The organism is Streptomyces varsoviensis (genome assembly GCF_000718635.1).
GTDB classification, from domain to species: Bacteria; Actinomycetota; Actinomycetes; order Streptomycetales; family Streptomycetaceae; genus Streptomyces; species Streptomyces varsoviensis.
This window is the reverse complement of record NZ_JOBF01000009.1, coordinates 16026-41289: the sequence shown is the minus strand read 5'-3', so window position 1 is coordinate 41289 and position 25264 is coordinate 16026. Positions and strand designations below refer to the sequence as shown.

19 protein-coding genes are annotated in these 25264 nt (G+C 73.0%); 8 read left to right on the top strand and 11 right to left on the bottom strand.

Going from position 1 to position 25264, the window contains the following annotated elements; all coding sequences use genetic code 11:
* Positions 1–15: 15 nt before the first annotated feature.
* On the bottom strand, positions 16–1434 hold the full coding sequence (locus IF55_RS40575) for an NADH:flavin oxidoreductase/NADH oxidase family protein (RefSeq protein ID WP_037965884.1): 1419 nt from the start codon (positions 1432–1434) through the stop codon (positions 16–18).
* A 131-nt stretch (positions 1435–1565) separates the two neighbouring features.
* On the opposite strand from IF55_RS40575, the gene IF55_RS14665 reads away from it, so the two are divergent.
* Together IF55_RS14665 and IF55_RS14660 are read left to right on the top strand one after the other, a co-directional pair.
* Positions 1566–2150 carry a TetR/AcrR family transcriptional regulator gene (locus IF55_RS14665; RefSeq protein ID WP_030885661.1) on the top strand — a complete coding sequence of 195 codons (585 nt, stop codon included), beginning with the start codon at positions 1566–1568 and terminating at the stop codon, positions 2148–2150.
* A gap of 171 nt (positions 2151–2321) precedes the next feature.
* Entirely contained in the window at positions 2322–3281 is a 960-nt protein-coding gene (locus IF55_RS14660) for an NAD(P)H-quinone oxidoreductase (RefSeq protein WP_030885657.1), read from the top strand.
* Between the two features lie 4 nt (positions 3282–3285).
* Here the strand turns inward: IF55_RS14660 and IF55_RS14655 are convergent, their stop codons facing one another.
* The 4 genes from IF55_RS14655 to IF55_RS14640 all read right to left on the bottom strand — a co-directional run bounded on the left by IF55_RS14655 (position 3286) and on the right by IF55_RS14640 (position 8895).
* A complete protein-coding gene (locus tag IF55_RS14655) occupies positions 3286–3927 on the bottom strand; it encodes a class I SAM-dependent DNA methyltransferase (RefSeq protein WP_211269991.1) in 642 nt (213 codons plus the stop codon).
* Between the two features lie 207 nt (positions 3928–4134).
* Positions 4135–7737, bottom strand: a complete 3603-nt coding sequence (locus IF55_RS41190; RefSeq protein WP_051776182.1) for a tetratricopeptide repeat protein — start codon at positions 7735–7737, stop codon at positions 4135–4137.
* 35 nt (positions 7738–7772) lie between these two features.
* Positions 7773–8273, bottom strand: a complete 501-nt coding sequence (locus tag IF55_RS14645; RefSeq protein ID WP_030885653.1) for a hypothetical protein — start codon at positions 8271–8273, stop codon at positions 7773–7775.
* 91 nt (positions 8274–8364) lie between these two features.
* Positions 8365–8895 (bottom strand): DinB family protein, encoded by a 531-nt coding sequence (locus IF55_RS14640; RefSeq protein WP_030885647.1) that lies wholly within the window; start codon positions 8893–8895, stop codon positions 8365–8367.
* 523 nt (positions 8896–9418) lie between these two features.
* Here IF55_RS14640 and IF55_RS14635 point away from each other — a divergent pair.
* The 5 genes from IF55_RS14635 (at position 9419) to IF55_RS14615 (ending at position 18188) form a co-directional block, all read left to right on the top strand.
* Complete coding sequence (locus tag IF55_RS14635; RefSeq protein ID WP_030885645.1) at positions 9419–11704, top strand: M4 family metallopeptidase; 2286 nt, start codon at positions 9419–9421, stop codon at positions 11702–11704.
* Positions 11705–12018: 314 nt separating this feature from the next.
* Positions 12019–13647 carry a M4 family metallopeptidase gene (locus IF55_RS14630; protein ID WP_449657825.1) on the top strand — a complete coding sequence of 543 codons (1629 nt, stop codon included), beginning with the start codon at positions 12019–12021 and terminating at the stop codon, positions 13645–13647.
* Positions 13648–13849: 202 nt separating this feature from the next.
* Complete coding sequence (locus IF55_RS14625; protein WP_030885639.1) at positions 13850–15535, top strand: M4 family metallopeptidase; 1686 nt, start codon at positions 13850–13852, stop codon at positions 15533–15535.
* A 162-nt stretch (positions 15536–15697) separates the two neighbouring features.
* Positions 15698–16315, top strand: coding sequence for a response regulator (locus IF55_RS14620; protein ID WP_425428521.1), 618 nt, complete (start codon positions 15698–15700; stop codon positions 16313–16315).
* A gap of 136 nt (positions 16316–16451) precedes the next feature.
* A complete protein-coding gene (locus IF55_RS14615) occupies positions 16452–18188 on the top strand; it encodes a helix-turn-helix domain-containing protein (protein WP_030885633.1) in 1737 nt (578 codons plus the stop codon).
* 14 nt (positions 18189–18202) lie between these two features.
* On the opposite strand, the gene IF55_RS14610 is transcribed toward IF55_RS14615, so the two are convergent.
* From IF55_RS14610 to IF55_RS40555, 4 genes are read right to left on the bottom strand one after another with little or no spacing between them, the layout of a single operon-like run.
* Positions 18203–18706, bottom strand: coding sequence for a hypothetical protein (locus tag IF55_RS14610; protein WP_030885630.1), 504 nt, complete (start codon positions 18704–18706; stop codon positions 18203–18205).
* Positions 18684–19973, bottom strand: a complete 1290-nt coding sequence (locus IF55_RS14605) for a WXG100 family type VII secretion target (protein ID WP_030885627.1) — start codon at positions 19971–19973, stop codon at positions 18684–18686. Before IF55_RS14605 ends, IF55_RS14610 begins: the two co-directional genes overlap by 23 nt.
* Complete coding sequence (locus tag IF55_RS14600; RefSeq protein WP_030885624.1) at positions 19973–20275, bottom strand: DUF6317 family protein; 303 nt, start codon at positions 20273–20275, stop codon at positions 19973–19975. The genes IF55_RS14605 and IF55_RS14600 overlap by 1 nt, the downstream gene beginning before the upstream one ends.
* On the bottom strand, positions 20263–20661 hold the full coding sequence (locus tag IF55_RS40555; protein ID WP_245661199.1) for an SAV_915 family protein: 399 nt from the start codon (positions 20659–20661) through the stop codon (positions 20263–20265). The genes IF55_RS14600 and IF55_RS40555 overlap by 13 nt, the downstream gene beginning before the upstream one ends.
* 287 nt (positions 20662–20948) lie before the next feature.
* Between IF55_RS40555 and IF55_RS14590 the strand changes: the two genes are divergently transcribed.
* Positions 20949–21575 carry a hypothetical protein gene (locus tag IF55_RS14590; RefSeq protein WP_048831977.1) on the top strand — a complete coding sequence of 209 codons (627 nt, stop codon included), beginning with the start codon at positions 20949–20951 and terminating at the stop codon, positions 21573–21575.
* Positions 21576–21597: 22 nt separating this feature from the next.
* On the opposite strand, the gene IF55_RS14585 is transcribed toward IF55_RS14590, so the two are convergent.
* Entirely contained in the window at positions 21598–22113 is a 516-nt protein-coding gene (locus tag IF55_RS14585; protein ID WP_030885614.1) for a hypothetical protein, read from the bottom strand.
* Positions 22114–22308: 195 nt separating this feature from the next.
* Positions 22309–24948, bottom strand: a complete 2640-nt coding sequence (gene glgP / locus IF55_RS14580) for an alpha-glucan family phosphorylase (RefSeq protein WP_030885611.1) — start codon at positions 24946–24948, stop codon at positions 22309–22311.
* Between the last annotated feature and the right edge of the window lie 316 nt (positions 24949–25264).

Genomic DNA, 25264 nt, shown 5'->3' with positions numbered 1-25264 from the left:
CACTCCATAGTCGCGTCACCCCCGCGCGGCGCAACCCGCACCGTCCGCGGCCAGCCAGGCGCGGTAGCGGCGCAGGGCCCGGCGCTGCCGGCCCTGCTCCCAGAGCAGGGCGCGGACCGGGTGGGTGCCGGGCCTGGGGGCCCGGCCACGGGCGATGCGGCGCATCTGGTGGCGGACCTGCGCCATACCGGCGGCCGAGGCGAGCGCCTTGTCGGACCAGGAGACCGGCCGCATCCGCCGGTCGGCCTCCCGGCCGTGCCGCCAGCGCTCCGGCAGGTCGGGGGTGACGGCCAGGGCGGTGCCCATGCCGACGAGCGCCACGCCGCCGTCGAGCACCGCTTCGGCGGTCTCGCGCCGGGTGATGCCGCCGGTGAGCATCAGCGGGACCGGGCTCGTACGCGCCAACTCCCGCGCCAGGTCCAGGAAGTAGGCTTCGCGGGCCCGGGTGCGCGCGTCGGTGCGTCCGTCGGCACGCCTGTCGGTACGTCCGGCCGTACGGGCATCGGTACGTCCGGCCGTACAGTCGTCGGCACGGGCATCGGCACGGCCGTCATCGCGCGCGTCGGTACGTACGCCCGTACGCCCAGCAGCGCCGGCACCGGCACCGGCACCCGCATCAGCCGGGCGGCCCATCATCGCCGGGCTTTCGAAGCTGCCGCCGGAGAGTTCGACCAGGTCGACGCCGAGCGGTTCGAGCATGTCGATGACCCGCCGCGCGTCGTCGGCGTCGAAGCCGCCGCGCTGGAAGTCGGCGGAGTTGAGCTTCACCGCGACCGCGAAGGACGGTGAGACGTCGGCGCGTACGGCGCGTACGGCGTCCAGCAGCATCCGGGCCCGGTTCTCCAGCGATCCGCCCCACGCGTCGGTGCGCCGGTTGACCAGCGGGGAGAGGAACTGGGACAGCAGATAGCCGTGGGCGGCGTGGATCTCCACGCCGTCGAATCCGGCCTCTTCGGCCCGGTGCGCCGTGGTCGCGAAACGGGCGACCGTGGCCTCGATCCGCGCGGGCGTCATGGCGACGGGGCGGCCGAAGCGGCCGCTGTGCCGGCCCAGGTCGAGGCCCACGTCGGACGGTCCCCATACGACGCCGGGCATGTCGGCCTGCACTTGGCGGCCGGGGTGGTTGATCTGCATCCATACGGCCCCGCCACCGGACTTGGCCGCCCGGGCCCACTCGGCGAACGGCTCCAGCGGCGCGGCCTCGTCGAGCACGACGCCGGCGGGGCCGGTCAGCGCCTCGGCGTGCACCATGACGTTGCCGGTGATCAGCAGTCCGGTGCCGCCGGCGGCCCAGCGCCGGTACAGCTCCCTCAGGCGGCGGCCGGGCAGTTGGCCGTCTTCGGCCAGGTTCTCCTCCATGGCCGCTTTCGCGATCCGGTTGCCCAGCACCTGTCCGGAGCGCAGGGGCAGCGGCGAGAACAGTTCGCTGGTCATGTCGCCGACCGTGTCACCGACCATCGGAATCCCTCTCCTCGGTTCGACCGCCTAGAATGTGTGCGCCGCTCACATAGACCCTCACACTAGACCGAGGATGTGAGCAGTGCATACATAGAAGGATGTGACCTGTGCCACAAGCGAGCACGTACCACCATGGCGATCTGCGCGCCGCATGCCTGCGCGCCGCGCGCGAACTGCTGGAGGAGGACGGCAGCGCCGCGCTGTCGATGCGGGCCGTCGCGCGGCGCGCGGGGGTGTCGCCGACCGCGCCGTACCGCCACTTCCCGGACCGCGAAGCACTCGTCTCCGCCGTCGCCGCCGGGGGGTACCGCGAACTCGCCGGACACCTCGCCGCCGCCCACCCCGAGCCCGCCACCCCCGACGAACTCGCGGCGGTCGCCGTCGCCTACGTCCGCTTCGCGCTCGACCATCCGGCGCTGTTCCGGGCGATGTTCGCCGAGCCCTGCGACCCGGGCAACGAGGAACGGGTCGCCGCGACCGCCGCCGTCTCGGAGTACGTCCGCGGCATCGTCCGCCGCGCCTACCCCGACGCCGCGCCGGACGCGCTGTCGACGGCGGTGTGGGCCCTGGTCCACGGCCTCGCGTTCCTCCACCTGGACGGCAAGCTCGACGCCTCGACGGCCGACGCGGTCGCCGATCGGGTCCGCGCCGCGGTTCTCGCGCTGCTCGGCGCCGCGCCGGCGCCGCGATAGAGGGCCGCGCCGGAAGGCCGACGGAACGGCGGACAGCGCCTCGCGCCGCCCAATGTTGACACTGCACACATCCTTCCCTAATGTGAGCAGTGCATACATTCATCTTTGCGGACATTCCAGTAGAAAGGTGCCCGCGAAGCCCTCACCCTCCCACCCAGCGAGCGGAGCATCATGAAGGCAGTGACGATCAAGGAAGCGGGCGGACCGGAGGTCCTGGAGTGGACCGAGGTCGACGACCCCTCCCCCGGCCCCGGCGAAGTCCTCGTCGACGTGGTGGCCGGCGCGCTGAACCGGGCCGACATCATGCAGCGGATGGGGCTGTACCCCGTACCGGAGGGCACGTCGCCGTACCCGGGGCTGGAGGTCTCCGGCCGGATCGGCGCCATCGGCCAAGGGGTCACCGGCTGGCAGGTGGGCGACGAGGTCTGCGCCCTGCTGACGGGCGGCGGCTACGCGCAGCGAGTCGCCGTGCCCGCCGGGCAGTTGTTCACGGTCCCCCAGGGCATCGGCCTGACCGAGGCGGCCGGCCTGCCCGAGGCCGTCGCCACGGTGTGGTCGAACATCGTCATGACCGCGGGGCTGAAGGAGGGCGAGACCTTCCTCGTGCACGGCGGCGCCGGGGGCGTCGGCACGATGGCCATCCAGATCGCCAAGGCGCTCGGAGCCCGTGTCGTCACCACCGTCGGCGGCCCCGAGAAGGCCGACCGGGCCAGGGAACTGGGCGCCGATGTGACGGTCGACTACCGCACGCGGGACTTCGCCGAGCACGGCCCGTACGACGTCATCCTCGACGTCGTGGGCGGCCAGTACCTCGAACGCAACATCCGCGCCCTGGCCACCGACGGCCGCCTGGTCGTCATCGGCCTCCAGGACGGCCTGGAGGGCAACCTCAACCTCGCCGACCTGGTCTTCAAGCGCCTGTCGGTGCACGGCACCACCCTGCGCACCCGGCCCGCGGCGCAGAAGGCCGCCATTGTGGCCGAGGCGCAGGCCGCTGTCTGGCCGATGATCGAGAGCGGGGCCGTGCGGCTGATCATCGATCGGACCCTGCCCATGTCCGAGGCCGCCGAGGCGCACCGGCTCATGGACACGGGCCGGCACGTCGGCAAGATCCTGCTGGTGAACGACTGAGCCGTCACCGCTCCGCGCGCAGCGCCAGCACGCGGCAGGTGAGGGGTTCGCTGGTGTGGTACGTCTGGTCGGGGCGGTCCTCGACGAGGGCGGCGGCGCCGCGGTGCGTCAGGTCGGCCACGTGGCGGGCGAAGCCCATGCCGTCCCAGACCTGGGTCAGGACCGTCATCACGACGTACGCGCCGGGGCCCGCGGCCGCGAGGAGCGGGTCGATGCCCTCGGGGCCCACGTGTCCGGCCGTGAAGGTGCCGACGCAGGTCACCGCTCCGTAGTCGCCGGGGGCGAACGGCAACGGGCGGGTGATGTCCGCGCGTTCCAGGCGCCGGTAGACGCCCTTGGCCCGGGCGACCTTCAGCATGCCCTCGGAGAGGTCGACCCCGTCGATGACGGTGAAGCCGCGCGCCGCCAGTTCGGCGCCCACCAGGCCCGTACCGCAGCCGGCGTCGAGGACGGGGGTGGCGGCGGGCACCAGGTCCGCGACGAGGGCGGCGACCAGGGGCGGGCCGACGTAGCCCAACTGGCCGACGGTGTCCGCCTCGTAGGCGGAGGCCCAGTCGTCGTAGATGCCGGTGCGTTCCTCGACGTCGCCGTCGAGGTGGTACATGCGCTTCAGGATCGGGTGCTGGACAGGGAACCGCTCGGCCACGGGTGCCGCCTCTCGACGCCGGTGCCGTCGTCGCCGACCCGGCGGCGACGGATAGCAGGAGGCTAGGGCGGCGGCGAAGCGACGGACAACCACGCCACGCCCGGCCGCGTGTCGGCGCCCCGCCGCCTGCCCCCGGCTCCTGGCCCCCGGCTCCTGGCCCCCGGCTCCTGGCCCCTGCGACGACGCGACCGGCCCGGCCGTGCGCCGTCACCGCGGTCCGGTGCCGCGGCGGCCGCCCTTGCCGCCCCTCGGCTTCTGGTGCGACGGCATGCGCCAGCGGGCCAGGCGGCGGCGCGTCGCGCGGGTCTCGGGGTGGTCGGGGCCCAGGACGCGTTCGTGTTCGGCGAGCAGGTGGGACAGGGCCTCGTTGGCCCCGGGCCAGTCCCCCGAGCTCTCCCACCAGGTGGCGAGCCGCCGCCGCGTGGCCAGCAGGTCCGGGTGGTCGGGGCCCAGTACCCGGCGCTTCTCGGCCAGTACCTCCTCCAGCGTCTCCATCGCCCCGTCCCAGTCGCGGGACATGCCCATCCAATGGGCCAGGTGGAGGCGGGTCGTCCAGGTCTCGGGGTGGTCCCGGCCCAGTTCGGCGCGCTGCTCGGCGAGGACTTCGGTGAGCGTGCCGACCGCGCCCGCGATGTCCCCGGCCTGGCCCCGGCGGTCGGCGAGCCTGCGCCGCGTCACCCACGTGTCGCGGTGGGCGGGGCCCAGCAGCCGCCGCTGGTCGGCGAGGAGTTCTTCGGTGACGGCGATGGCGCCCGCCCAGTCCCCGGCGTGGCCGCGGCGTTCGGCTATGGCGCTGCGGGTGGCGAGGGTGGCGGGGTGGCCGCGGCCCAGCACCCGTTCCTGCTCCACGAGAAGGGCCTCGGTCTCGGCCATCGCCCCGGCCCAGTCGCCCGCCTGGCCGCGCCGGGCCGCGAGGGTACGGCGCATCAGCAGCGTCTCGGGATGGTCCGGGCCCCACAGCCGGGCCAGCTCCGCCAGCAGTTCCTCCGTGTCGGCGATGGCGCCCGCCCAGTCGCCGGCCTGGCCGCGCCGGTCGGCGAGGGCCCGGCGGGCGGCGAGCGTGTCGGGGTGGTCGCGGCCGAGCAGCCGTTCCAGGTCGCCGAGGAGGATCTCGGTCTCGGCGACCGCGCCCCGCCGGTCCCGTACGTGGACGAGCCGGTCGGCGAGGTGGCGGCGGGTGGCGAGGGTGTCCGGGTGGTCGCGGCCGAGGACGCGCTGCTGTTCCTCCAGGAGTTCCCTGGTCTCGGCCGCCGCGCCGGCCGGGTCGCCGGCCTGCGCCCGCCACTGGGCGAGGTGGAGCCGGGCGGCGAGGGTGCCGGGGTGTTCGCGCCCCAGTTCCCGTTCGCGTTCGCTCAGCAACTCCTCCCAGACGGCCACCGCCCCGGCCCGGTCCCCGGCGGTCAGCCGCCACTCCGCGATCCGGTGGCAGGTCGGCAGGATGGCGGGGTCGGCGAGGCCCAGCAGCCGTTTCTGCGCGGCGAACACGTCCGCGTTGTCGGCGGCCGCGCCCTCCCGGTCGCCGCTGTCGCGGCGGAGCTGGGCGAGGTTGCGGCGGGTGGCGAGGACGTCGGGGTGGCCGTGGCCGAGGGCGTCCTGCTGGGCGGCGAGCATCGCCTCCGTGACGGCGATGGCGCCGATCCAGTCGCGGCCGTTGGCGAGCCAGCTCGCGAGGTCGCGCTGGGTCAGGAGGGTTTCCGGGTGGGCGGGGCCGAGGGTCCGCTGCCGCTCGGCGAGGAGTCCCGCGGTCTCCTCGGCGGCTTTCGCCCAGTCGCCCGCGCGGCCCTGACGCAGCGCCAGGTCGCCGCGGACGGCGAGGGTGTCGGGGTGCGCGGCGCCGAGGTGGTGTGCCGCCGCCTCGTACAGCCGGCGCGTGTAACCGACCGAGGCGACGACGGCCCCGGACTCCCAGAGGCTCTGCGCGGCCCGTACGAGCACGGGGTGGGCGCCCGTCGTCCAGAGCCGGGGGCCCGCGTGGGCGTCCAAGGCGTCGGCGTTGGCGCGCAGCACCCGGTGGTCAGCAGCGGTCTCGGCGGCCGGCCACGCCGCGAGCACCGCGTCGGCCGCGGCCCGTACGGCCTTGTCGAGCGCCTCCGCGCTCAGCTCGTCGCGAGTGGCGCGCTGGATCAGACCGTGGACGCGCAGCGAGCGCTGGGCCGCGTCGCCGTACGGGCGTACGGGCGCGGCGGGAGGAGTGGCGGAAGCGGCGGAGGTGCCGGGGGCGCCAGGGGCGCCGGGAGTGCCGGAGGCGCTGGAGTTGCCGGGAGAGCCGGAGGGGCCGGGGGCGCCGGGGGCAGTGGAGGTGCCGGGAGTGCCGGAGGGGCCGGGAGTGCCGGGAGCGCCAGGGGTGTTGGGGGCACTAGAGGTGCCAGGGGTGCCGGAGGAGCCGGGGTTGCCGGAGGTGCCAGGGGTGACGGAGGCGCCCGAGACGCCGGGGGCGCCGGAGGAGCTGGGAGAGCTGGAGGGGCCGGGAACGCCAGGGGCGCCAGGAGCGCCGGAGGGGCCGAGAGCGCTGGGAGCGCCGGAGGTGCCCGGAGCGCCAGGAGTACCGAAGGTGCCAGGGGCGCCGGGGGCACTAGAGGTGCCGGGAGTGCCAGAGGGGCCGGAGGTACCGGGAGCACCGGAGGTGCCGGGCCCTGGCACCGAGGGGTCCGCGAGGTCGGCGAGGTTGAGCCGGTGCAGGCAGTGCAGGGCGTCGCTCGCGGCCTCCTCGTCGACGTCCCGGTCGCCGCCAGCGGCCCGACCCCCGACGGCATCCCCGACGCCGCCCCCGCCTCCCGCCCCCCGCCGGTGCTCGGTGAGGTAGGTGAGGGCCGCGGGGCTGGTGAGGATGGTGGCGGGGATGCCGTTGGCGTCGAGGAGAGAGGCGAGCTGGAGCAGCGGCCGGGCCAGGCCGCGCGGCGCGAGCCCGTCGGCCAGTTCGATGGAGAGCGACCAGGTGGCGGCCACCGAGGCGCGCTGCTCGTCGGGGAGGGCGCCGTCCTCGGGCAGCACCTCGGCGAGTGCGCGGCGGCGGTCCGCGAACCGGCGGCGGTAGCCGGCGCAGTCCAGGCCGCGGTCGATGAGGTACGCGGCGGCCTGCGCGAGCGCCAGCGGCAGACAGCCCAGGTCCGCCGCGAGCGCCCGGATCTGCTCCGGGTCGTCGGCCCGGCCGTGCGCGTCGAGGGTCGCCGTCAGATAGGCGGCGGCCTCGCGCGGGCTGAACAGGCCGACGTTGATGAGCCGTCGGCCGCTGCCGGTGAGCGCGGCGTCGCGGCGACGGGTGGTGACGACGACCCGGCCGGCCCCGGCGCGCGGCGGCCACAGGCCGCGCAGCAGGCCGGGGTCGGCGAGGTCGTCGAGGACCACCAGCCAGCGCACCGGCGCGGTCTCCAGCCAGCTCAGGAACGTACGGGCGGCCTGCTCCGGATCGGCGTCGCCGGGGTCGGCGGCCTGGGGCACGACCTGGGCGGCGGCGTGCGCGTAGGCGGAGACGACGGCGTCCCGGCCGCTCGCGGTGACCCATACCAGCAGGTCCACGCCGCCGCTGTCCCACTGGCGGCGGGCGTAGTGGGCGGCGAGCTGCGTCTTGCCGACGCCGCCGGTGCCGGAGAGGACCTGGCAGAGCACGGCCGTACCGCCGTCGGCGACGGCCGCGTCGAGGTCGTCGACGGCCAGCCGGTGCTGGAAGCAGTCGGCGCGGCCGGGGATGACGCCGACCTGGTGCGGCCAGCGGACCGGCGGCCGGGCCGGGCCGCCGACCACGACCTGGCCGATGCGCAGCGCGGCGATCGAGCCCTCGCTCGCGGCCACGGCCCCCGCGGGGCCCGGCACGAGCCCTCCGTTCGCGGACGCCGGGCCGGATTCCCTCAGTCTCGGGGCGAATCCGGCCTGGAGGGGTTTCCCAGAGTCACGCCCCCGTCGATGTTGACGACGCCGCCCGAGATGGAGCCCCGTTCGGCGTGGGCGGTGACGGTGCCGGCGGCGAGGCCGCGGTCGCCCGCCACGTGGGCGCCGCGCGCGTCGCCGACATGGCGGTCGACCAAGGAGACGGCGGCGCGCAACTCCTCGGCCGCGGCCTCCCGTTCGGCGTCGTCGAGGTCTTCGAGGAGGTCCGCGATCCGGTTCTGCCAGCGGTCCCGCAGCCGGTCGCGCAGTTCGTCGGCGGCGGGCCCGTCGGTCGATCCGGTGGTCAGCTCGCCGGCCGTACGGTCCAGCCGCTCCAGCGTGGTCCGGGCGCTCCGCTCGCCGCTCCGGCCGAAAAACGCCGCGAGCCGGTCCCGGAACGCGCCCCACGCGTCCGTGCCGGCCGCCTGGACCACCGCCGTACCGCCCGCCCCGGCCAGCGCGGCCAACGCCTCCGTCAGCATCCGGTCTCCCCTTCGACGTCGTCGCCGTTCGGCCGTACGGGCGAGCGAAAGGCCCCGTACGGTCCGTCGTTGCCCCGAAGGGTACCGGCCGTCATTCCCCGGTCGCGCCGTCCGCCAGCTCACGGACCACGTCGAGCTGGCCGACGTGGCGGGCGTACTCCTGGAGGACGTGGAAGAGGATCCAGCCGAGCGTGGGCGCGTCCTCCTCGGTGGCGAACCGGCCGCCGGTACGGGCGCGTTGGCCGCTCGGCACGCCGGAGGCGATCTCGCGCGAGCGCTCGCACTGCGCGGTGAAGGCGGCCCGTACGCTCTCGGCCGTCTCCCCTTCGGGCACCTGCCACCGGCCGTCCGGCCCCCGGTCGCCCCAGGCCCGTTCCGGCGGCATGGCCTCGCCCTCGAAGCCCCAGCGGAACCAGCGCGCTTCGACCCGGGTCAGGTGGCGCACCAGCTCCAGCGGCGTCCAGCCGGACGGCACGCGGCTGGTGCGCAGCTCTGTCTCGTCGAGGCCGTCGAGCTTGCGCAGCAGCGCGGCGCGGTAGTAGTCGAGGTACGTGTCGGCGAGTTCGCGCAGGTCGCCGAGGGTGTGCGGCGGCTCCCCGGCGGGCGGCAGTGGCATCGTCATGCGGAGATCGTACGGACGGCGGTGCGCGCACTCCGGCACGTGCCGGTGAGGCGGCCGCACGGGTCTTTGCCCGCGTGCTCCCATACGGACCTTTGCCCGCGTGCGCTGTACGGGCCTTGCCCGCACCGTACGAGCCGTTGCGCACCCGCCGTACGGTCCCGGCGCGCCCACCCCGCGCGGGCCGCCGCCCCCGGCGCCGCCCGCAACCGCGCCCGCTATACGAACGCCGGAATCGGCGCAACGGACGGTTTCCGGCCAATTGTTGACACGCCCCTGACATATGGCCGCTTCCGGTGGCACTCTTCCCTCGGTTGACGCATGGCTCCCCCATATCCCCAGCCGGCCCGCGTCGCCGCCATCCCCCCACGCCCGGCGCACCGCGGCCGCCCGACCCAACCGGTTCGGCGTGCCCCGACGCGGCGGACGCTCCATCTGTTCTGCCTCGATCTGCCCGGGCGACCACCCCGCCGCCCGGTCTCCACCGGCCGCGCCCCCCGTAGCGGCCACCGCAGAAGGAGTCAGCGTGAGACGCACCCCCCATCGGCGCGCCATGGCGACCGGCGCTCTCGTCGCCGCGGGCGCCATGATCGCCGTCGGAGTACAGGCCGGTACGGCCACGGCCCGCCCGGACGACGCGGCGGCCGGCGGCAAGGTGATCGCCCAGGCCGATCCCGGTGCGCAGCCGGTCAAGCTCTCCCCGTCGCAACGCGCCGCCCTGCTCGAGGAAGCGAACGCCACGAAGGCGGAGACGGCCAAGACCCTGGGCCTCGGGGCCAAGGAGCGGCTCGTCGTCCGGGACGCCACCCAGGACCGTAACGGCACGGTGCACACCCGGTACGAGCGGACGTACGACGGGCTGCCCGTGCTCGGCGGCGACCTGGTCGTCGACGAGACCAAGAGCGGCACGCTGCGGTCGGTGGCCAAGGCCACGAAGGCGCGGGTGCGGGTGGCCACCACCAAGGCCGCGCTCGCGCCGTCGGCCGCCGAGAAGTCCGCGGTCGCGGCGGCGAAGGCGCGGGGGTCGAAGAAGACCGCGGCCGACCGGGCGCCGCGCAAGGTGGTCTGGGCGGCGCAGGGCACGCCCACCCTCGCGTACGAGACCGTGGTCGGCGGCTTCCAGGACGACGGCACGCCGAACCAGCTCCACGTCATCACGGACGCGAAGACCGGCAAGAAGCTCTTCGAGTTCCAGGGCGTCAAGAGCGGCACGGGCAACAGCCAGTACAGCGGCAAGGTCACCATCGGCACGTCCGGGTCCGGCAGCTCGTACCAGATGAACGACACGACGCGCGGCGGCCACAAGACGTACAACCTCAACCACGGCTCGTCCGGCACCGGCACGCTGTTCACCGACTCCGACGACACCTGGGGCAACGGGACGACGAGCGACCCGGCGACGGCCGGCGTCGACGCGCACTACGGCGCGCAGCTCACCTGGGACTACTACAAGAACGTGCACGGGCGGACCGGCATCCGGGGCGACGGCGTCGGCGCGTACAGCCGCACCCACTACGGCAACGCCTATGTCAACGCGTTCTGGGACGACAGTTGCTTCTGCATGACGTACGGCGACGGGCAGGGCAACTCCAGGCCGCTGACCTCGATCGACGTGGCCGCGCACGAGATGACGCACGGCGTCACCTCGGCCACCGCCAACCTGACGTACAGCGGTGAGTCCGGCGGCCTCAACGAGGCGACCTCCGACATCATGGCCACGGCCGTCGAGTTCTGGGCGAACAACCCGAGCGACGTCGGGGACTACCTGATCGGCGAGAAGATCGACATCAACGGGAACGGGACCCCGCTGCGCTACATGGACAAGCCCAGCAAGGACCGGGCTTCCAAGGACAGTTGGTACGCGGGCATCGGCGGCATCGACGTGCACTACTCGTCGGGCCCGGCCAACCACTGGTTCTACCTGGCGTCCGAGGGCAGCGGCCCGAAGGACATCAACGGCGTGCACTACGACAGCCCCACCTCCGACGGGCTGCCGGTGACCGGCATCGGCCGGGACAACGCGGCGAAGATCTGGTTCAAGGCGCTGACCCAGCGGATGCGCTCCAACACCAACTACGCGGGCGCGCGGGAGGCGACGCTGTGGGCGGCCGGCGAGCTGTTCGGCGTCGGCAGCGAGACCTACAACAACGCGGCGAACGCCTGGGCCGCCATCGCCGTCGGCAGCCGGGTGCCCACCGGCGGCGTCTCGGTGACCGGCCCCGGTGACCAGACGACCAAGCTGAACCAGGCCGTCAGCCTCCAGATCAAGGCGACGAGCACCAACCCGGGCGCGCTGAAGTACGCGGCGACCGGCCTGCCCGCCGGCCTCAAGATCGACGCGGCGTCGGGGCTGATCTCCGGCACGCCGACCGCCGTCGGCACGAGCAATGTGACCGTGACGGTGACGGACGCGGCGAACAAGTCGGGCACGGCCTCCTTCAAGTGGACCGTGACCACGGGCGACGAGGGCAGCGAGTTCGAGAACACCACGGACGTCGCGATCCCCGACTCGGGCGCGGCGGTCACCTCGCCGGTGACCGTGACCCGCAGCGGCAACGCCTCGCCCGCGCTCAAGGTGGCCGTGGACATCAAGCACACCTACCGCGGCGACCTGGTCGTCGAGCTGGTGGCGCCGAGCGGCAAGTCCTACCGGCTGAAGAACTACGACCCGTGGGACTCGGCGGAGAACGTGAACACCACGTACACCGTCAATGCCTCCGCGGAATCGGCCACCGGTGTCTGGAAACTGCGGGTCCAGGACGTCCTCGCAGGTGACACCGGGTTCATCGACAGTTGGAAGCTGACCTTCTGATCCATTCACGGCCTGCGGCGCGCGGCTGACCGGCAGGCATCCGAACGAGACGCCGTCCGGGGTGAGTTCGACTCCCCCGGGCGGCGTCTTACCCATGTCCGGGGCCGGCCCGGGGCCGGTCGGCGGCCTGTCCGTTTTCCGGATGTGAATCAACGGCGAACGAACGAATTCCAGCCAACCTGATGTTCGACCGGTGACATGTACGCGCCTCGGATGGGAGTCTCACAGCGCACGTCACACCCACACCTCTTGTTTCGGTTCGGACGGCCTTCCCCGCCGCCCGGCCCGGACCCCCACAACAAGAAGGAGTTCGCGTGAGGACTCGCGCTACCCGTATATCCACCGCCGCCGTCGTCGCCACCGCCACCGCCGCGGCGCTCGTCGCCGGCATGACGACCGGCTCCGCGAGCGCCGCCCCCACGGCGAGAGAGCTGGGCGCCCAGTCGGTCAAGCTCTCCCCCTCGCAGCGCGTCGAGCTGATGCACAGCGCCAACGCCACCACCGCGCGGGCCGCGAAGACGCTCGGCCTCGGCGCGCAGGAGAAGCTGGTCGTCAAGGACGTCATCAAGGACGTCGACGGCACCGTGCACACCCGGTACGACCGCACGTACGCCGGGCTCCCGGTGCTCGGCGGCGACCTGGTCGTGCACCAGGCCAAGGACGGCAAGGTCAAGGACGTCACCAAGTCGACGAAGGCCGCCATCAAGGTCGCGTCGCTCACGCCGAAGGTGGCCCCGAAGGCCGCGCAGAGCAGCGCGCTGAAGGCCGCCAAGGCCGTGACCGGCGACAAGGCGGCCTCCGACAAGGCGCCGCGCAAGGTGATCTGGGCGGCCAAGGGCACGCCGGTCCTCGCGTACGAGACCGTGGTCGGCGGCTTCCAGAAGGACGGCACGCCCAACCAGATGCACGTCATCACGGACGCCGACACGGGCAAGAAGATCTTCGAGTACCAGGGCATCGAGAACGGCGCCGGCACCAGCGAGTACAGCGGCAAGGTGGAGCTGGGCACGTCGAAGGAGGGCAGCGGCTACTCCCTGACCGACAAGGGGCGCGGCGGCCACCAGACCCTCAACCTGGACCACGGCCAGTCCGGCGAGGGCAAGCTCTTCACCAACGACACGGACAAGTGGGGCGACGGCAAGCCGTCCAACCCGGAGACCGCCGCCGTCGACGCCGCGTACGGCGCGCAGGTCACCTGGGACTACTACAAGAACGTGCACGGCCGCGACGGCATCAAGGGCGACGGCAAGGGCGCCACCTCCCGCGTCCACTACGGCAACGGCTACGTCAACGCCTTCTGGGACGACAGTTGCTTCTGCATGACCTACGGCGACGGCGAGGGCGACAAGAAGCCGCTCACCGAGATCGACGTGGCGGCGCACGAGATGAGCCACGGGGTCACCTCGGCCACCGCCAACCTGGAGTACAGCGGCGAGTCCGGCGGCCTCAACGAGGGCACCTCGGACATCTTCGGCACGGCGGTCGAGTTCAACGCCAAGAACGCCGAGGACCCGGGCGACTACCTCATGGGCGAGAAGATCGACATCAACGGCGACGGCACCCCGCTGCGCTACATGGACAAGCCCAGCAAGGACGGCCAGTCCGCGGACTACTGGTCCCCCGAGGTCGGCAACATGGACGTGCACTACTCGTCCGGCGTCGCCAACCACTGGTTCTACCTGGCCTCCGAGGGCAGCGGCGCCAAGGAGATCAACGGCGTCAAGTACGACAGCCCGACCAAGGACGGCAAGAAGGTCGAGGGCATCGGCCGCGACAAGGCCGAGAAGATCTGGTTCAAGGCGCTGACCACCTACATGACGTCCAACACGGACTACAAGGGCGCCCGCGAGGCGTCGCTGAAGGCCGCGGGCGACCTGTACGGCAAGGACAGCAAGGAGTACAAGGGCGTGGACGCGGCCTGGGCCGGCGTCAACGTGAAGTGACCTGACGGTCGAGGCAGTTGGGGCGGTGTCCGGGCCGAGGCCCGGACACCGCCCTTGCCCATTGCCCCGGTTTGCGAATTTTTTGCCGTACGCCGCACGGCGAACCTGTGGATAACTCCCCGATGCGCACGCGAGTTCGATAAAACTGTGATCAGTCGGTCGCGATCTCCGGCGGCCGGCACCACGGAAAGAGGAGTCTCGCGTGCGCACTTCTTCTCGGAATTCCCGTACCACAGAACGCCACAGATACCGCCGTACCGCCGTCGCCACCGGCGCGGCCGCCGTCGCGGCGGCCCTGCTCACCACCGCGCTCACCACCGGTTCCGCCGAGGCGGCGGGCTCCGGGGCCGGTTCCGCCGGTTCCGCCGGGGCCGGTTCCGCCGAGGCCGCGGGCGCGGGCACCGCGGGCGCCCGGACCGTGAGCGCCGCCGCCGTACGGGCCGCCGCCTCGCATCTGGGCCTGGGCGGCCAGGAGAAGCTCATAGTCCGGGACGTCATCAAGGACCCCGACGGCACTGTGCACACCCGGTACGAGCGCACGTACGCCGGGCTCCCGGTGCTCGGCGGCGACCTTGTCGTGCACCAGGCCAAGGACGGCAAGGTCACGGACGTCACCAAGGCCACCGAGGCCGCCATCAAGGTGCCGAGCACCACCCCGAAACAGTCCGCCTCCGCCGCCCGCGAGTCGGCGCGGGCGGCCGCCCGTACGGTCAAGGGCCTCAAGGCCGGCGCGGCCCCCACGGTCGACAAGGCGCCGCGCAAGGTCGTCTGGGCCGCCAAGGGCACGCCGGTCCTCGCGTACGAGACCGTGCTCGGCGGCTTCCAGGACGACGGCACGCCCAGCAAACTGCACGTCATCACGGACGCGGCCACCGGAAAGAAGCTGTACGAGTACCAGGCCGTGGCCACCGGCACCGGAACGGGCCAGTACAGCGGCAAGGTCCCGGTCGGCTCCGTCAAGAGCGGCACCTCCTACCTCATGAAGGACACCGCCCGCGGCGGCCACCAGACGTACAACCTCCAGGGCGCCTTCGACGGCAAGGGCAAGCCGTTCCTCGACGCCGACGACGTGTGGGGCAACGGGCAGCCGACGATCCAGCAGACCGCCGCCGTCGACGCGCAGTACGGCGCCGCCGTCACCTGGGACTTCTACAAGAACGTGCTCGGCCGCAACGGCATCAAGAACGACGGCAAGGCGGCGTACTCCCGCGTCCACTTCGCCACCGACTACGTCAACGCCTTCTGGGACGACGACTGCTTCTGCATGACCTACGGCGACGGCGAGGGCAACAAGAAGCCGCTGACCTCCCTGGACGTCGCGGGCCACGAGATGAGCCACGGCGTCACCTCGGCCACCGCGGGCCTGGAGTACAGCGGCGAGTCCGGCGGCCTCAACGAGGCCACCTCCGACATCCTCGGCACCGCCGTGGAGTTCTACGCCCAGAACCCCCAGGAGCCCGGCGACTACCTCATCGGCAAGCAGGTCGACATCAACGGCGACGGCACCCCGCTGCGCTACATGGACAACCCCAGCAAGGACCACCTCTCCCCCGACTACTGGGGCGCCGACCTCGGCGACCTCGACGTGCACTACTCCTCCGGCGTCGCCAACCACTTCTTCTTCCTGCTGGCGGAGGGCAGCGGCCCGAAGACCATCAACGGCGTCGCGTACGACAGCCCGACTGTCGACGGCCAGAAGATCACCGGCATCGGCCGCGACAAGGCCGTCAAGATCTGGTACAAGGCGCTCACCACGTACATGACCTCCACCACGGACTACAAGGGCGCGCGGACGGCGACGCTGAAGGCGGCGTGGGCGCTGTACGGGCACAAGAGCGCGGAGTTCAAGGCGGTCGCGGAGGCTTGGGCTGCGGTGAACGTGAAGTGAGGGGGCGGGGCCCGCTGTCGGTGGCTGCCGCCGGTGGCCGACGAGACGTAACGGCGACCATCGGGCCCCCGCCCCGGCCGACGTAAAGTAGCGACCCGAACCGATGATTCCGAGGTACGGGGGACTACCGTGATCCGAGTTCTGCTGGCGGATGACGAAGCGATGATCCGCGCGGGCGTACGGGCCGTACTGTCCGCGTCCCCCGACATCGAAGTCGTCGCGGAGGCCGCGGACGGCCGCGAGGCCGTGGACCTCACCCTCAAGCACCGCCCGGACGTCACGCTCCTCGACATCCGGATGCCCCGCCTCGACGGGCTGCAGGCCGCGGCCGAGCTCCGGCGCACCGCGCCGGACTCGGCCGTGGTCATGCTCACCACGTTCTCCGAGGACGAGTACATCACCCAGGCGCTGAGCAGCGGCGTCAGCGGCTTCCTGCTCAAGTCCGGCGACCCCCGCGAGCTGATCGCGGGGGTGCAGGCGGTGGCCGACGGCGCCGCGTTCCTCTCCCCGCGGATCGCCCAGCGCGTCATCGCCCGCCTCAGCGGCGGCCAGTTGTCCAAGGCGGCCACGGCCCGCGGCCGCGTGGAGGAGCTGACCGCCCGCGAACGCGAGGTGCTGGCCCTGCTCGGCGGCGGCCTGTCGAACGCGGAGATCGCGGCGAAGCTGTACCTGGTGGAGGGCACGGTGAAGGCGTACGTGAGCGCGATCCTGTCGCGGCTCTCGCTGAAGAACAGGGTGCAGGCGGCGATCCTCGCGTACGAGGCGGGGCTGGTGGAGTAGGCCGGTACGAGCCTGGACCGGCCCGCGCCGGTTCGTACCGGCCAGGCTCGCCCGGTCCGGAGGAAAGCGGGCGGAACCGGCCGTCGCCGAGGCATATTTGGCGAGGGGGCCGGTACGGGCGTCGGGGGGCGGGGAGATGACGCCGGACGAGCGGTTCGGTGACGCGCTGCGCGGCCGGCGGGAGGCCGCGAACCTCTCGCTCAGCGGCCTGGCCGCGCTGACGCATTACGGCAAGGGCCACCTGAACGGCGTGGAGAACGGCCACCGGCCGGCCGCACGGGAGCTGGCGCTCCGCTGCGATGTGGCGCTGGACGCGGAGGGGGAGCTGCTGGCGCTGGTACCGCCGTTGTCGCCGCATCCGTCACATCTGTTCCCTCCCTCACAACCGTCGCGCGCGGCGGCGCAGCGGCGGCCGGTGCTGGCCGAGGCGGAGAGCCCGCCGGAGTACGGGGCGGAGTTCGACCGGCTGATCCGCGGCGGCGACGCGCGGTACGCGGCCGGGGCTATGCGGGAGGCGGACCGCTGGTATCTGGCGGCGTACCGGACGGCGGCGGGCGACGCGCGGGCCCAGGCGTACGCCGTGGTGCGGTGCGCGCGCCGCTGGTCGGACCCGGGCCAGGCCGACCGGGAGCTGCCGCACCTGCTCCGGGGCGCGCTGGCCGCGCTGGACGGCGACGCGAGCCCGGCGGCCGACGGGCTGCGGCTCCAGCTCAACGCGCACTTGGCGAAGAAGCTGTCGATGGCGGCCGATTCAGAGCGGGGGGCGCGGCAGGCGGCCCGTACGCTGCGGGAACTGCGCGGCCTGCCGCCGGAGCGCCGGCTCAGCCTCGGCGCGGAGGCCCGCTGCGAGGTGCTGACGGAGTGCCGCTGGGGGCTGTACGACTTCGCTCCGGCGGCCGAGCTGCTGACCGTCTCGGAGGAGCTTCAGGACGCGGCGGCGCGGGCCCGTTCGGCGCACTTCCACGGTGAGGCACTGGTGGCCCTGGCCGTCGACCAGCTCCGGGCCGGCCGCGTCGACAGCGCCCTCGCCACCGTCGAACGGCACCGCGCGCACGCCGCGCGCCGCCGCAGCGCGCTGACGACGTGGCAGCAGTCCACCTTGGACACGCTGCTGGACCTGTGGCGCGGCCGTTTCGAGGAGGCCGCGGACTGGATCTTCGGCGAGTCCCGCGCCATCGTCGAACGCCTGGAGGCAGACTTGACGGTGCCCGCGGACACCCTGCGCCGGACCCGGCTGGGCCAGGCGTACTGGCTGCTGCGTGAACAGGGCCGGGTGGGGGAACTGTTCGACTCCGGATTGGCGGACGGCATGGCGTGGCGGGCGGGCCTGATCCTGGCCCTGTGCGAGACGGCCCGCTACGACCGGGCGCGGGACCAGTTGGCGGCGTTCGCGCAGGACACGAAGGGCTTCACGACGCTGCCGCCGCACGGCTGGTCGGTGCCGACGGTGACGCTGCTGGCGGAGGCGTACACGAAACTGGCGCAAAGAGCGCCAGCGGACAGCCAACTGCCTCCATTGTCAATCCAGTTGGGAGAACGGCTGGCACCCCACACATCGGAACTGGCGCTGGCGGGGCGGCCGACGGTACTGCTGGGCCCGGCGTCGCGCGCGAGCGGCCTGCTGGCGCTGGCGGAGAACGAGCCGGCCCGGGCCCTCCACCACTTCTGGCACGCCGCGCGCCTGGCCCGCTCCTCTCCCCCGCTCATGGCCCGCCTCCGCCTCGACGAGGCCCGCGCCCACCTCCACACCCCCGCCCCCGGCAGCCGCCGCACCGCCACCACCCTCCTCACCACAGCCCTCCGCTCAGCAGAGGACCTGGGCATGGCAACCGTGGCCCAAGAATGCAGCGCCCTCCTGCCCCAGACGACTTGAAGCGACCGCCCCCGTCACCCCCCAAGGGCCCGCCGGGCGCCGGCCTCGCTCGGGTATTCCCGTACGGTCACCACCGCGCACACCCACCCCAGGGCGAACGCGGCGATCGCCGGGGCCACCGGGGCCGCTACGACGGCGAGGACGCGGCCGAGTACGGCGAGGCCCGTGGTGCGGCGCTTCTCGCTCGACTTGCGGTCCCAGGCCTGTTGGGGTGTGGGCGGGTCGGCGAGTTTCGCGCGATGGCCCCGGCGCTGTACGAGCCACCCCCACACGAACGCCCCGCAAGCGGCCACGGCCTGCACCCAATCCCACACCACCCGCACCGGGCCCGGCAGTTGGTCGCGGAACCCCCCGTAGAGGCTCACCGCCAGGAAGCACACAAGCCCGGTGACACCCACCCACAGCACCCCGGTAACGACCCGCCGCCCCCAGTAGGACGCGCCGCGCTCATACCAGGTGGTGCCGAGGCCGGGGAGGGCGGGAGGGGTGGTCGGGTCAGAAGAGACTCTTGATGCCATGCCAGACGTCCCCTCCCAGCCGCTTGAAGTCCTTGCCGGTCTCGGAGAGCACATGGCCGCTGCCGTGCAGTACGCCGCCGACGACGCCGTGTTTGTGGATGTCCTCGCTCCAGTGCTCGTGGAAGGCGTGGTCGATCACACCGGTGGCGCCGATGACGATGCCGCCGCCGACGCCGGCCGCCAGGGCCACCGGCACGTCGAAGGGGGCCAGGGCGACGAGGCCGGCCGTGGCGGCGGTGCCGGCGACCAGGCCGCCGACGTTGGCGCCGCCGTCGACGACCACGGAGTGGGTCCAGGACCAGCCCTTGTCGTGGTCGTCGGAGGCCTCCAGGATGCCGCAGGCGCCCGCGGCGGCGACGTCGAGCACCGGTATCTCCTTGAGGAAGTCCGGCAGCTTCTCCAGGCCCTCGCCCGCGCGCAGCAGCTTGGCCGCGTCCGTGACCTTGACGTTCAGGGCCCGGTCGTACGGGAGCGCCGTACTGCCCCGCTCGGCCCGCGCGATATCGGTCTCCAGCTTCTCGACGCGGGCCATCGCGTCGCGGTAGGCGGCCTTCGGCGCGAAGTCCTTGGGCAGGGCGCGCCCCTGCTGCTGGTACACCTTGCGTTCCGCGCGGAGCTCCTTCTTGGCCTCGGTCTCCGCCTTCTTCGCCTCGTCGATCTTGGTGCGCGCCTCGTTGCCGCCCGCCCGCGCGTCCTCGGCGTCGTACGCGTACAGGCCCCGGACGTAGTCGGCGAGCGTGGTCTTGTCGCCGGGCGAGACCGGGTCCGTGACCTGCTTGTACAGCCCGCGCAGCTTGTCGGCGGCGACGATGCGGGCGCGCTGCGCGGTGTGCAGCACCTCCTTGCGGACCGTCGCGTACTCCTTCATCGCGGCGATGGTCTTCTTCTCGTCGGCCGACGGCGGGTCGTTGTGCAGGAAGTCGTTGGGCACTCCCTTGGCCTTCATCGGCACACCGGCGCGGACCGCCACGTCCTCGGCGTTCTTCAGCGCGGTCTCGGCGGCCGAGAGGTCGTCGGCGAGTTTGGTGAGGATCTCGCCCGTGGAGTGCACGAGACTCGCGAAGGCGCCCGCCGTCATGGAGTCCTCGCTCCACGCGCCCCGGAAGCTCTCGGCCGCCTCACCTTTCCAGCCGGCGTCCGAGGCGAGCCCGTTCACCGCGCCTTCGAGGGGTTTCACGACGCCTTCGAGGTCGCTCTTGGCCTTTTTGTACGCCTCGCCCATATGGCGAATGCCGCCGATGTCGCCACCGACCCAGCTCTCGCCCATCAGCGCTTCTCGTCCTTCATCAGGTCTTCGAACAGTCCGTGCACATCGATGTCATGGCGCTGGTAGGAGTCGTGCGCCTCGTGGACCTTGTCGCCGTGGTCGTCGAGGCGGTCGGCGAAGCCGGTGTGCATGGCGATGATGATGTCGGCCATGGAGACGATCGCGTGGTCCAGTCCGGGGTCGCCGCCGCTGACGATGGGCGGGGAGACGTTCTCCTTGAGTTTGCGGTAGTTCCCCGCTTCCCGGTGGAAGGTCCCGGCCATGGATTTGAGGTCGCCGAGCACGGCTTTCAGATCTGCCATTGGGCGGCTCCTCGCGCGTACGTCTCCAGGTCTTCGGGTCGCCAGTTGACCGTGCCGGGCGGTATCGCCGGGTCGAGCCGTACCTTGGCGAGTTTCGCGTCCCGCATGGCTTCGGTGAACGAGCCGATGGAGACGGATATCCAGGGCTGGGCCGGGCCCAGCGCCTCGACGAGCCTTTCCAAGGTGGTGAAGGCGACCGGCACGGCGGTCCCGGCCGCGTGCCGCAGGAGTTCGACGGCGATGTCGGGTTTCCCGCCTCCCTCGGGATAGCGCGGGTGCGCCGGCACGAATACCGGCGTGGAATAGGCGGGCACGCCCTGTTGGGCTGCCGTCGGCGGCTCGACTGCGAAATAGTCGAGGATTCGGGACGCCACTTGTTCCCCCATGCGGCTCTTCTCCTCTCGCGCGTGACATCACGCGCCGGATCGCGCCTCAAGGTAACTTCGCCACTCGCTCCGGCATCCGCCGAATTCCGCCCATAGTTATGCGTGCATGCTGAATTCATGCCAACCTTTGGTCGATTTCTGGCCACCCATTGACCCCCCATTGACCAGTTGCCGGTCCCGTGCCGGGAGATCATCGAACGGCTCGCCAGAGGGCGACGGACAGAACCCGTCAGCTATGACACGGTGTACCGGCCCCTCCCCGCCCCCTTGAAATGAGCAGCCCGGTAATGCCAGTCGTCCCGCACGCCCCCGTGGAGCCGGAGCCCGTCCCCTTCTGGGGGACGACGTGGGTCGCCCGGGGTGCCGGGTACTGGCTGCGGCGGGTGGCCGTGGGCCTCTTCCAGCTTGTGCTGATGGGCTTCGCGGCGGCGGTGGCGGGCGCCTTCTACGAGGGGTTCGTGGGGGCGTTCGCGTTCTCGGCGTCCTTCCACCGGGGGCTCGACGTCACGCAGGCCGTACTGGCCGTGGCCGGGCTCGGCTGCGGCTTCGTACGCCACCGGCGCAGGCCCCCGTCCCCGCCGCCGACGCCCAAGGAGGCCCGGGCGGCGCGCGGCCGGGGCGGGCGGCGGGGCAGTGACGCCCTGAACAGCCGATGGCTGCTGGTCGTGGCGGTGCCGGTGCTGCCGGCCGTGGTGGCGTTCGGGATCGGAGAGGTGGCGTCCGCGGCGTTCGTCCGCTTCACTCCGGCCGAGATCGGGGCCCGGCTGGACTACGAGCGGCGGGTGCGCGAACACGAGGCGGCGGAAGCGGCACGAGCCGAGGAAGCCGCCGCCCTCATCCCCCACAACCGAGCCACCCGCCGCCACGGCACCCCCGCCTACCGCCGCCGCCACGGCAGGCCGCCGCGCGCCTGACCGCCCGTACGGCCGCCGGCCCCTACGCGCGGCGCGCCTCCGCCAGGGCGCGGCGCGCGCCGATCTCGATGGGCAGTTCGCGGACGAACATGCCCGCGCAGACCATGCCGATCAGGTACGCCACCGCCGCCGGCAGCACCGGCATCGCGACCAGCGCGACGACGCGTCCGCCGACGGCGAGCGCCGTGCCCCGCCGGGACTCCGCCCGCCGCCGCTGCCATGCCTGTTCGGGCGCGGGCGGGTCCAGGCGTTGCCGCAGCACCTGTCCGCGCGCCGACTTCCAGCCCCACACCAGGCATACGCAGCAGGCGACCGCCTGGGCGATGTCGCACAGCAGGCGCGGGGCCGGCGGGAGGCCGGCGACGATGCCGCGGTAGACGGCCGTCATGACGGCGCCCAGCAGCAAGAGCCCCAGCAGCAGACCGCCGACCATCGCCGCCCGGCGTGTCCAGTAGCCCAGCCCGCGCCGGTACCAACTGGTTCCGAGGAAGGGCAGCGGGGCGGGTGCGACAGCGTCGGCAGCGGCTTGTGATCTCATTCCAGGCCCCCTTGGCCGCTCCGGTCGCGAAATGCGCGGCGCCGTGACCTGGCCCGTCCCCGGCATGAGACGCATCGGGTCATGATGTGGCCTCGTGGCCCGACCTGCTCCGCCACCACGTGGCCCGGGCCCCGCCGGCCGACGCCTCGTCTCCCGCCGTCGGCAGTTTATCTCCCTACCATCCGGCCCCACCCGTCACCTCATCAGCACCCCCGCCGCCTCCCCCGTGGCCTCTGCCGGGAAGGCGATGAGGCCGAGTTCGGCGGGGGCGGCGAGGAGGGGGTGGGAGGGGAGGATGCGGACGGTGTAGCCGTAGGGGCCGGTGCGGTTGAGGGGGAGGGGGCCTTCGTAGAGCCAGGTGGCGTCGAGGTCGGGGCCGGTGGTGGGCTTGAGGGGGACGGTGGTGGGGTCGGTGATGCGGTCGGACTCGTCGACGCGGCCCGCTACCGCCTGGACCTCGACGTCGCTGGGGGTCAGGCCGCCGAGGGCGACGCGGACGCGCAGGGCGAGGGTGGAGCCGAGTTCGGCCGTGCCGTTGACGCCCGCCGCCGGCGTCGAGGTCGCCGCCGTCTCCACGTGGTCGACGGCCACGCCCGCCCACGCGTCGCGCACCCGCGCCTTCCAGTCGGCCAGTTCGCGCGCGGTGGCCGGGTCGAGGGCGCGGTGGGCGCGGGCGGCGGGGGCGTAGAGCTGCTGCACATACTCCCGCACCATCCGCCCCGCCAGCACCTTCGGCCCCAGGGTGACCAGCGTCCGGCGGACCATGTCGATCCACCGCTCCGGCAGCCCGCCCGCGCCCCGCTCGTAGAAGCGCGGCGCGATCCGCTCCTCCAGCAGCTCGTACAGCGCCGCCGCCTCCAGGTCGTCGCGGCGGTCGTGGTCGACGGCCGCCCCGTCCGCCGTCGGAATGGACCAGCCGAAGTCCGGTTCGTACCACTCCTCCCACCACCCGTCCAGAACCGATAGGTTGAGGCAGCCGTTCAACGCCGCCTTCATCCCGCTGGTGCCGCACGCCTCCAGCGGGCGGAGCGGATTGTTGAGCCAAATGTCGCAACCGGGGTACAACTTCTGCGCCATCGTCATCCCGTAGTCGGGCAGGAAGACGATGCGGTGCCGTACGCGCGGGTCGTCCGCGAAGCGCACCAGTTCCTGTACGAGCCGCTTGCCGCCGTCGTCCGCCGGGTGGGCCTTGCCCGCCACGACGATCTGGACGGGCCGCTCGGGGTGGAGCAGCAGCTCCATCAACCGGTCCCGGTCGCGGAGCATCAGCGTCAGCCGCTTGTACGAGGGGACGCGGCGCGCGAAGCCGATCGTCAGGACGTCCGGGTCCAGCACCCCGTCGATCCAGCCCAGTTCGGCCGTGCCCGCGCCGCGCTCCCGCCAGGACGCGGCGAGCCGTTCGCGCGCCTCGGCCACGAGCTGTTCGCGCAGCGAGCGGCGCAGCTCCCAGATCTCGCCGTCGGGGATGTCGGCCACCGCGTCCCAGCGCTCGGACCCGCCCACCGCCAGCGCGTCCTCCGTACGCCCCGCGCCGATCTGCCGGGCGCCGAGCCGGAACACCTCCGGCGCGACCCACGTCGGCGCGTGCACCCCGTTGGTCACGGACGTGATCGGCACCTCCGCCGCGTCGAAGCCGGGCCACAGCCCCGCGAACATTCGCCGGCTCACCTCGCCGTGCAACGTGGACACGCCATTGGCCCGCTGCGCGAGGCGCAGCCCCATGACGGCCATGTTGAAGCAGTTCGGATCGCCGCCGGGATACGTCTCCAGGCCGAGCGCCAGCACCCGCTCGATGTCGATGTCCGGCAGCTCGGCGCCGCCCCCGAAGTGCCGGGCCACCAGCTCCCTGTCGAAGCGGTCGATGCCCGCCGGTACGGGCGTGTGCGTCGTGAACACCGTCCCCGCCCGTACGGCTTCCAGCGCCGGGGCGAACTCCAGCCCCTCGGCGGCCAGTTCATGGATGCGCTCCAGCCCCAGGAACCCCGCGTGCCCCTCATTGGTGTGGAACACCTCCGGCGCCGCGTGGCCGGTGAGCCGGCAGTACGCCCGTACCGCCCGCACTCCGCCGATGCCCAGCAGCATCTCCTGGAGCAGCCGGTGCTCACTGCCGCCGCCGTACAGCCGGTCGGTGACATCGCGTTCGCGCGGATCGTTCTCCTCCACATCCGAGTCGAGGAGCAGCAGGGGCACCCGCCCGACCTGCGCCTGCCAGACGTACGCGCGCAGGGAGCGGCCCCCAGGCAGGGCGAGCGCGACTTGGACAGGGTGGCCGTCGGCCTCACGGAGCAGCGCCAGCGGCAGCTCGTTCGGGTCGAGCAACGGGTAGTGCTCCTGCTGCCAGCCCTCGCGGGACAGGGACTGGCGGAAGTAGCCGTGGCGGTAGAGGAGCCCGACGCCGACGAGCGGGACGCCGAGGTCACTGGCGGATTTGAGGTGGTCCCCGGCGAGGATGCCGAGGCCCCCGCTGTACTGCGGCAGCGCCCCGGTCACGCCGAACTCCGGCGAGAAGTAGGCGACGGCCGCCGGCAGGTCGTCGCTCTGCTCCTGGTACCAGCGCCGGCCGCCCAGGTAGTCGTGCAGGTCGTCGGCGGCCGCCGCGAGCCGGCGCACGAAGCGGCGGTCCCCCGACAACTGCGCCAGCCGCCCCGCGGACACCGTGCCCAGCAGCCGCAGCGGGTCGCAGTCGGCGGCGCGGTGGCCCTCGGGGTCCACGGCGTGGAACAGCTCTCGGGTCTCGGGATGCCAGGACCAGCGCAGATTCCGCGCCAGTTCGCTGAGCGGTCGTAGGGGCTCGGGAAGGACGGGGCGCACGCTGAATCGACGAATGGCCTTCACGCTTCGACGGTAGCGGCGCGAGGGCCCCGGGTCTCGACAACCGGCCGCGGGCCCCGGCACCGGCCCAGACACCGGTCGCTTCGCGGGTCTCGACGGCGGCCCTGACACCGGTCGCTTCGCGGGGTCTCGACGAGGAACCCGATGCCGACCGCTTCGCGGGTCTCGACACCGGCCCCGTCGTGAGCCTCGTCCCCGGACCCGCCCCCGCCGTGCGTCTCTATGTCGGCGCCGCCGCGCGCATTGTTCTACGATCCGCGCGAGCGCGCCCTCATAAGCCCCGCCGCGCGCCTTGTTCAACAACCCGCCGCGCGGGGCC

Bases quoted from the DNA above. Each gene is read 5' to 3' on its own strand.
- IF55_RS14605 (WP_030885627.1), bottom strand. From the start codon at position 19,973: ATGGGCGAGAGCTGGGTCGGTGGCGACATCGGCGGCATTCGCCATATG.
- IF55_RS14640 (WP_030885647.1), bottom strand. From the start codon at position 8,895: ATGACGATGCCACTGCCGCCCGCCGGGGAGCCGCCGCACACCCTCGGC.
- IF55_RS14620 (WP_425428521.1), top strand. From the start codon at position 15,698: ATGATCCGCGCGGGCGTACGGGCCGTACTGTCCGCGTCCCCCGACATC.
- IF55_RS14585 (WP_030885614.1), bottom strand. From the start codon at position 22,113: ATGAGATCACAAGCCGCTGCCGACGCTGTCGCACCCGCCCCGCTGCCC.
- IF55_RS14645 (WP_030885653.1), bottom strand. From the start codon at position 8,273: ATGCTGACGGAGGCGTTGGCCGCGCTGGCCGGGGCGGGCGGTACGGCG.
- IF55_RS14615 (WP_030885633.1), top strand. From the start codon at position 16,452: ATGACGCCGGACGAGCGGTTCGGTGACGCGCTGCGCGGCCGGCGGGAG.
- IF55_RS40575 (WP_037965884.1), bottom strand. From the start codon at position 1,434: ATGACCAGCGAACTGTTCTCGCCGCTGCCCCTGCGCTCCGGACAGGTG.
- IF55_RS14660 (WP_030885657.1), top strand. From the start codon at position 2,322: ATGAAGGCAGTGACGATCAAGGAAGCGGGCGGACCGGAGGTCCTGGAG.
- IF55_RS40555 (WP_245661199.1), bottom strand. From the start codon at position 20,661: ATGGGGGAACAAGTGGCGTCCCGAATCCTCGACTATTTCGCAGTCGAG.
- IF55_RS14590 (WP_048831977.1), top strand. From the start codon at position 20,949: ATGCCAGTCGTCCCGCACGCCCCCGTGGAGCCGGAGCCCGTCCCCTTC.
- IF55_RS14600 (WP_030885624.1), bottom strand. From the start codon at position 20,275: ATGGCAGATCTGAAAGCCGTGCTCGGCGACCTCAAATCCATGGCCGGG.
- IF55_RS14610 (WP_030885630.1), bottom strand. From the start codon at position 18,706: ATGGCATCAAGAGTCTCTTCTGACCCGACCACCCCTCCCGCCCTCCCC.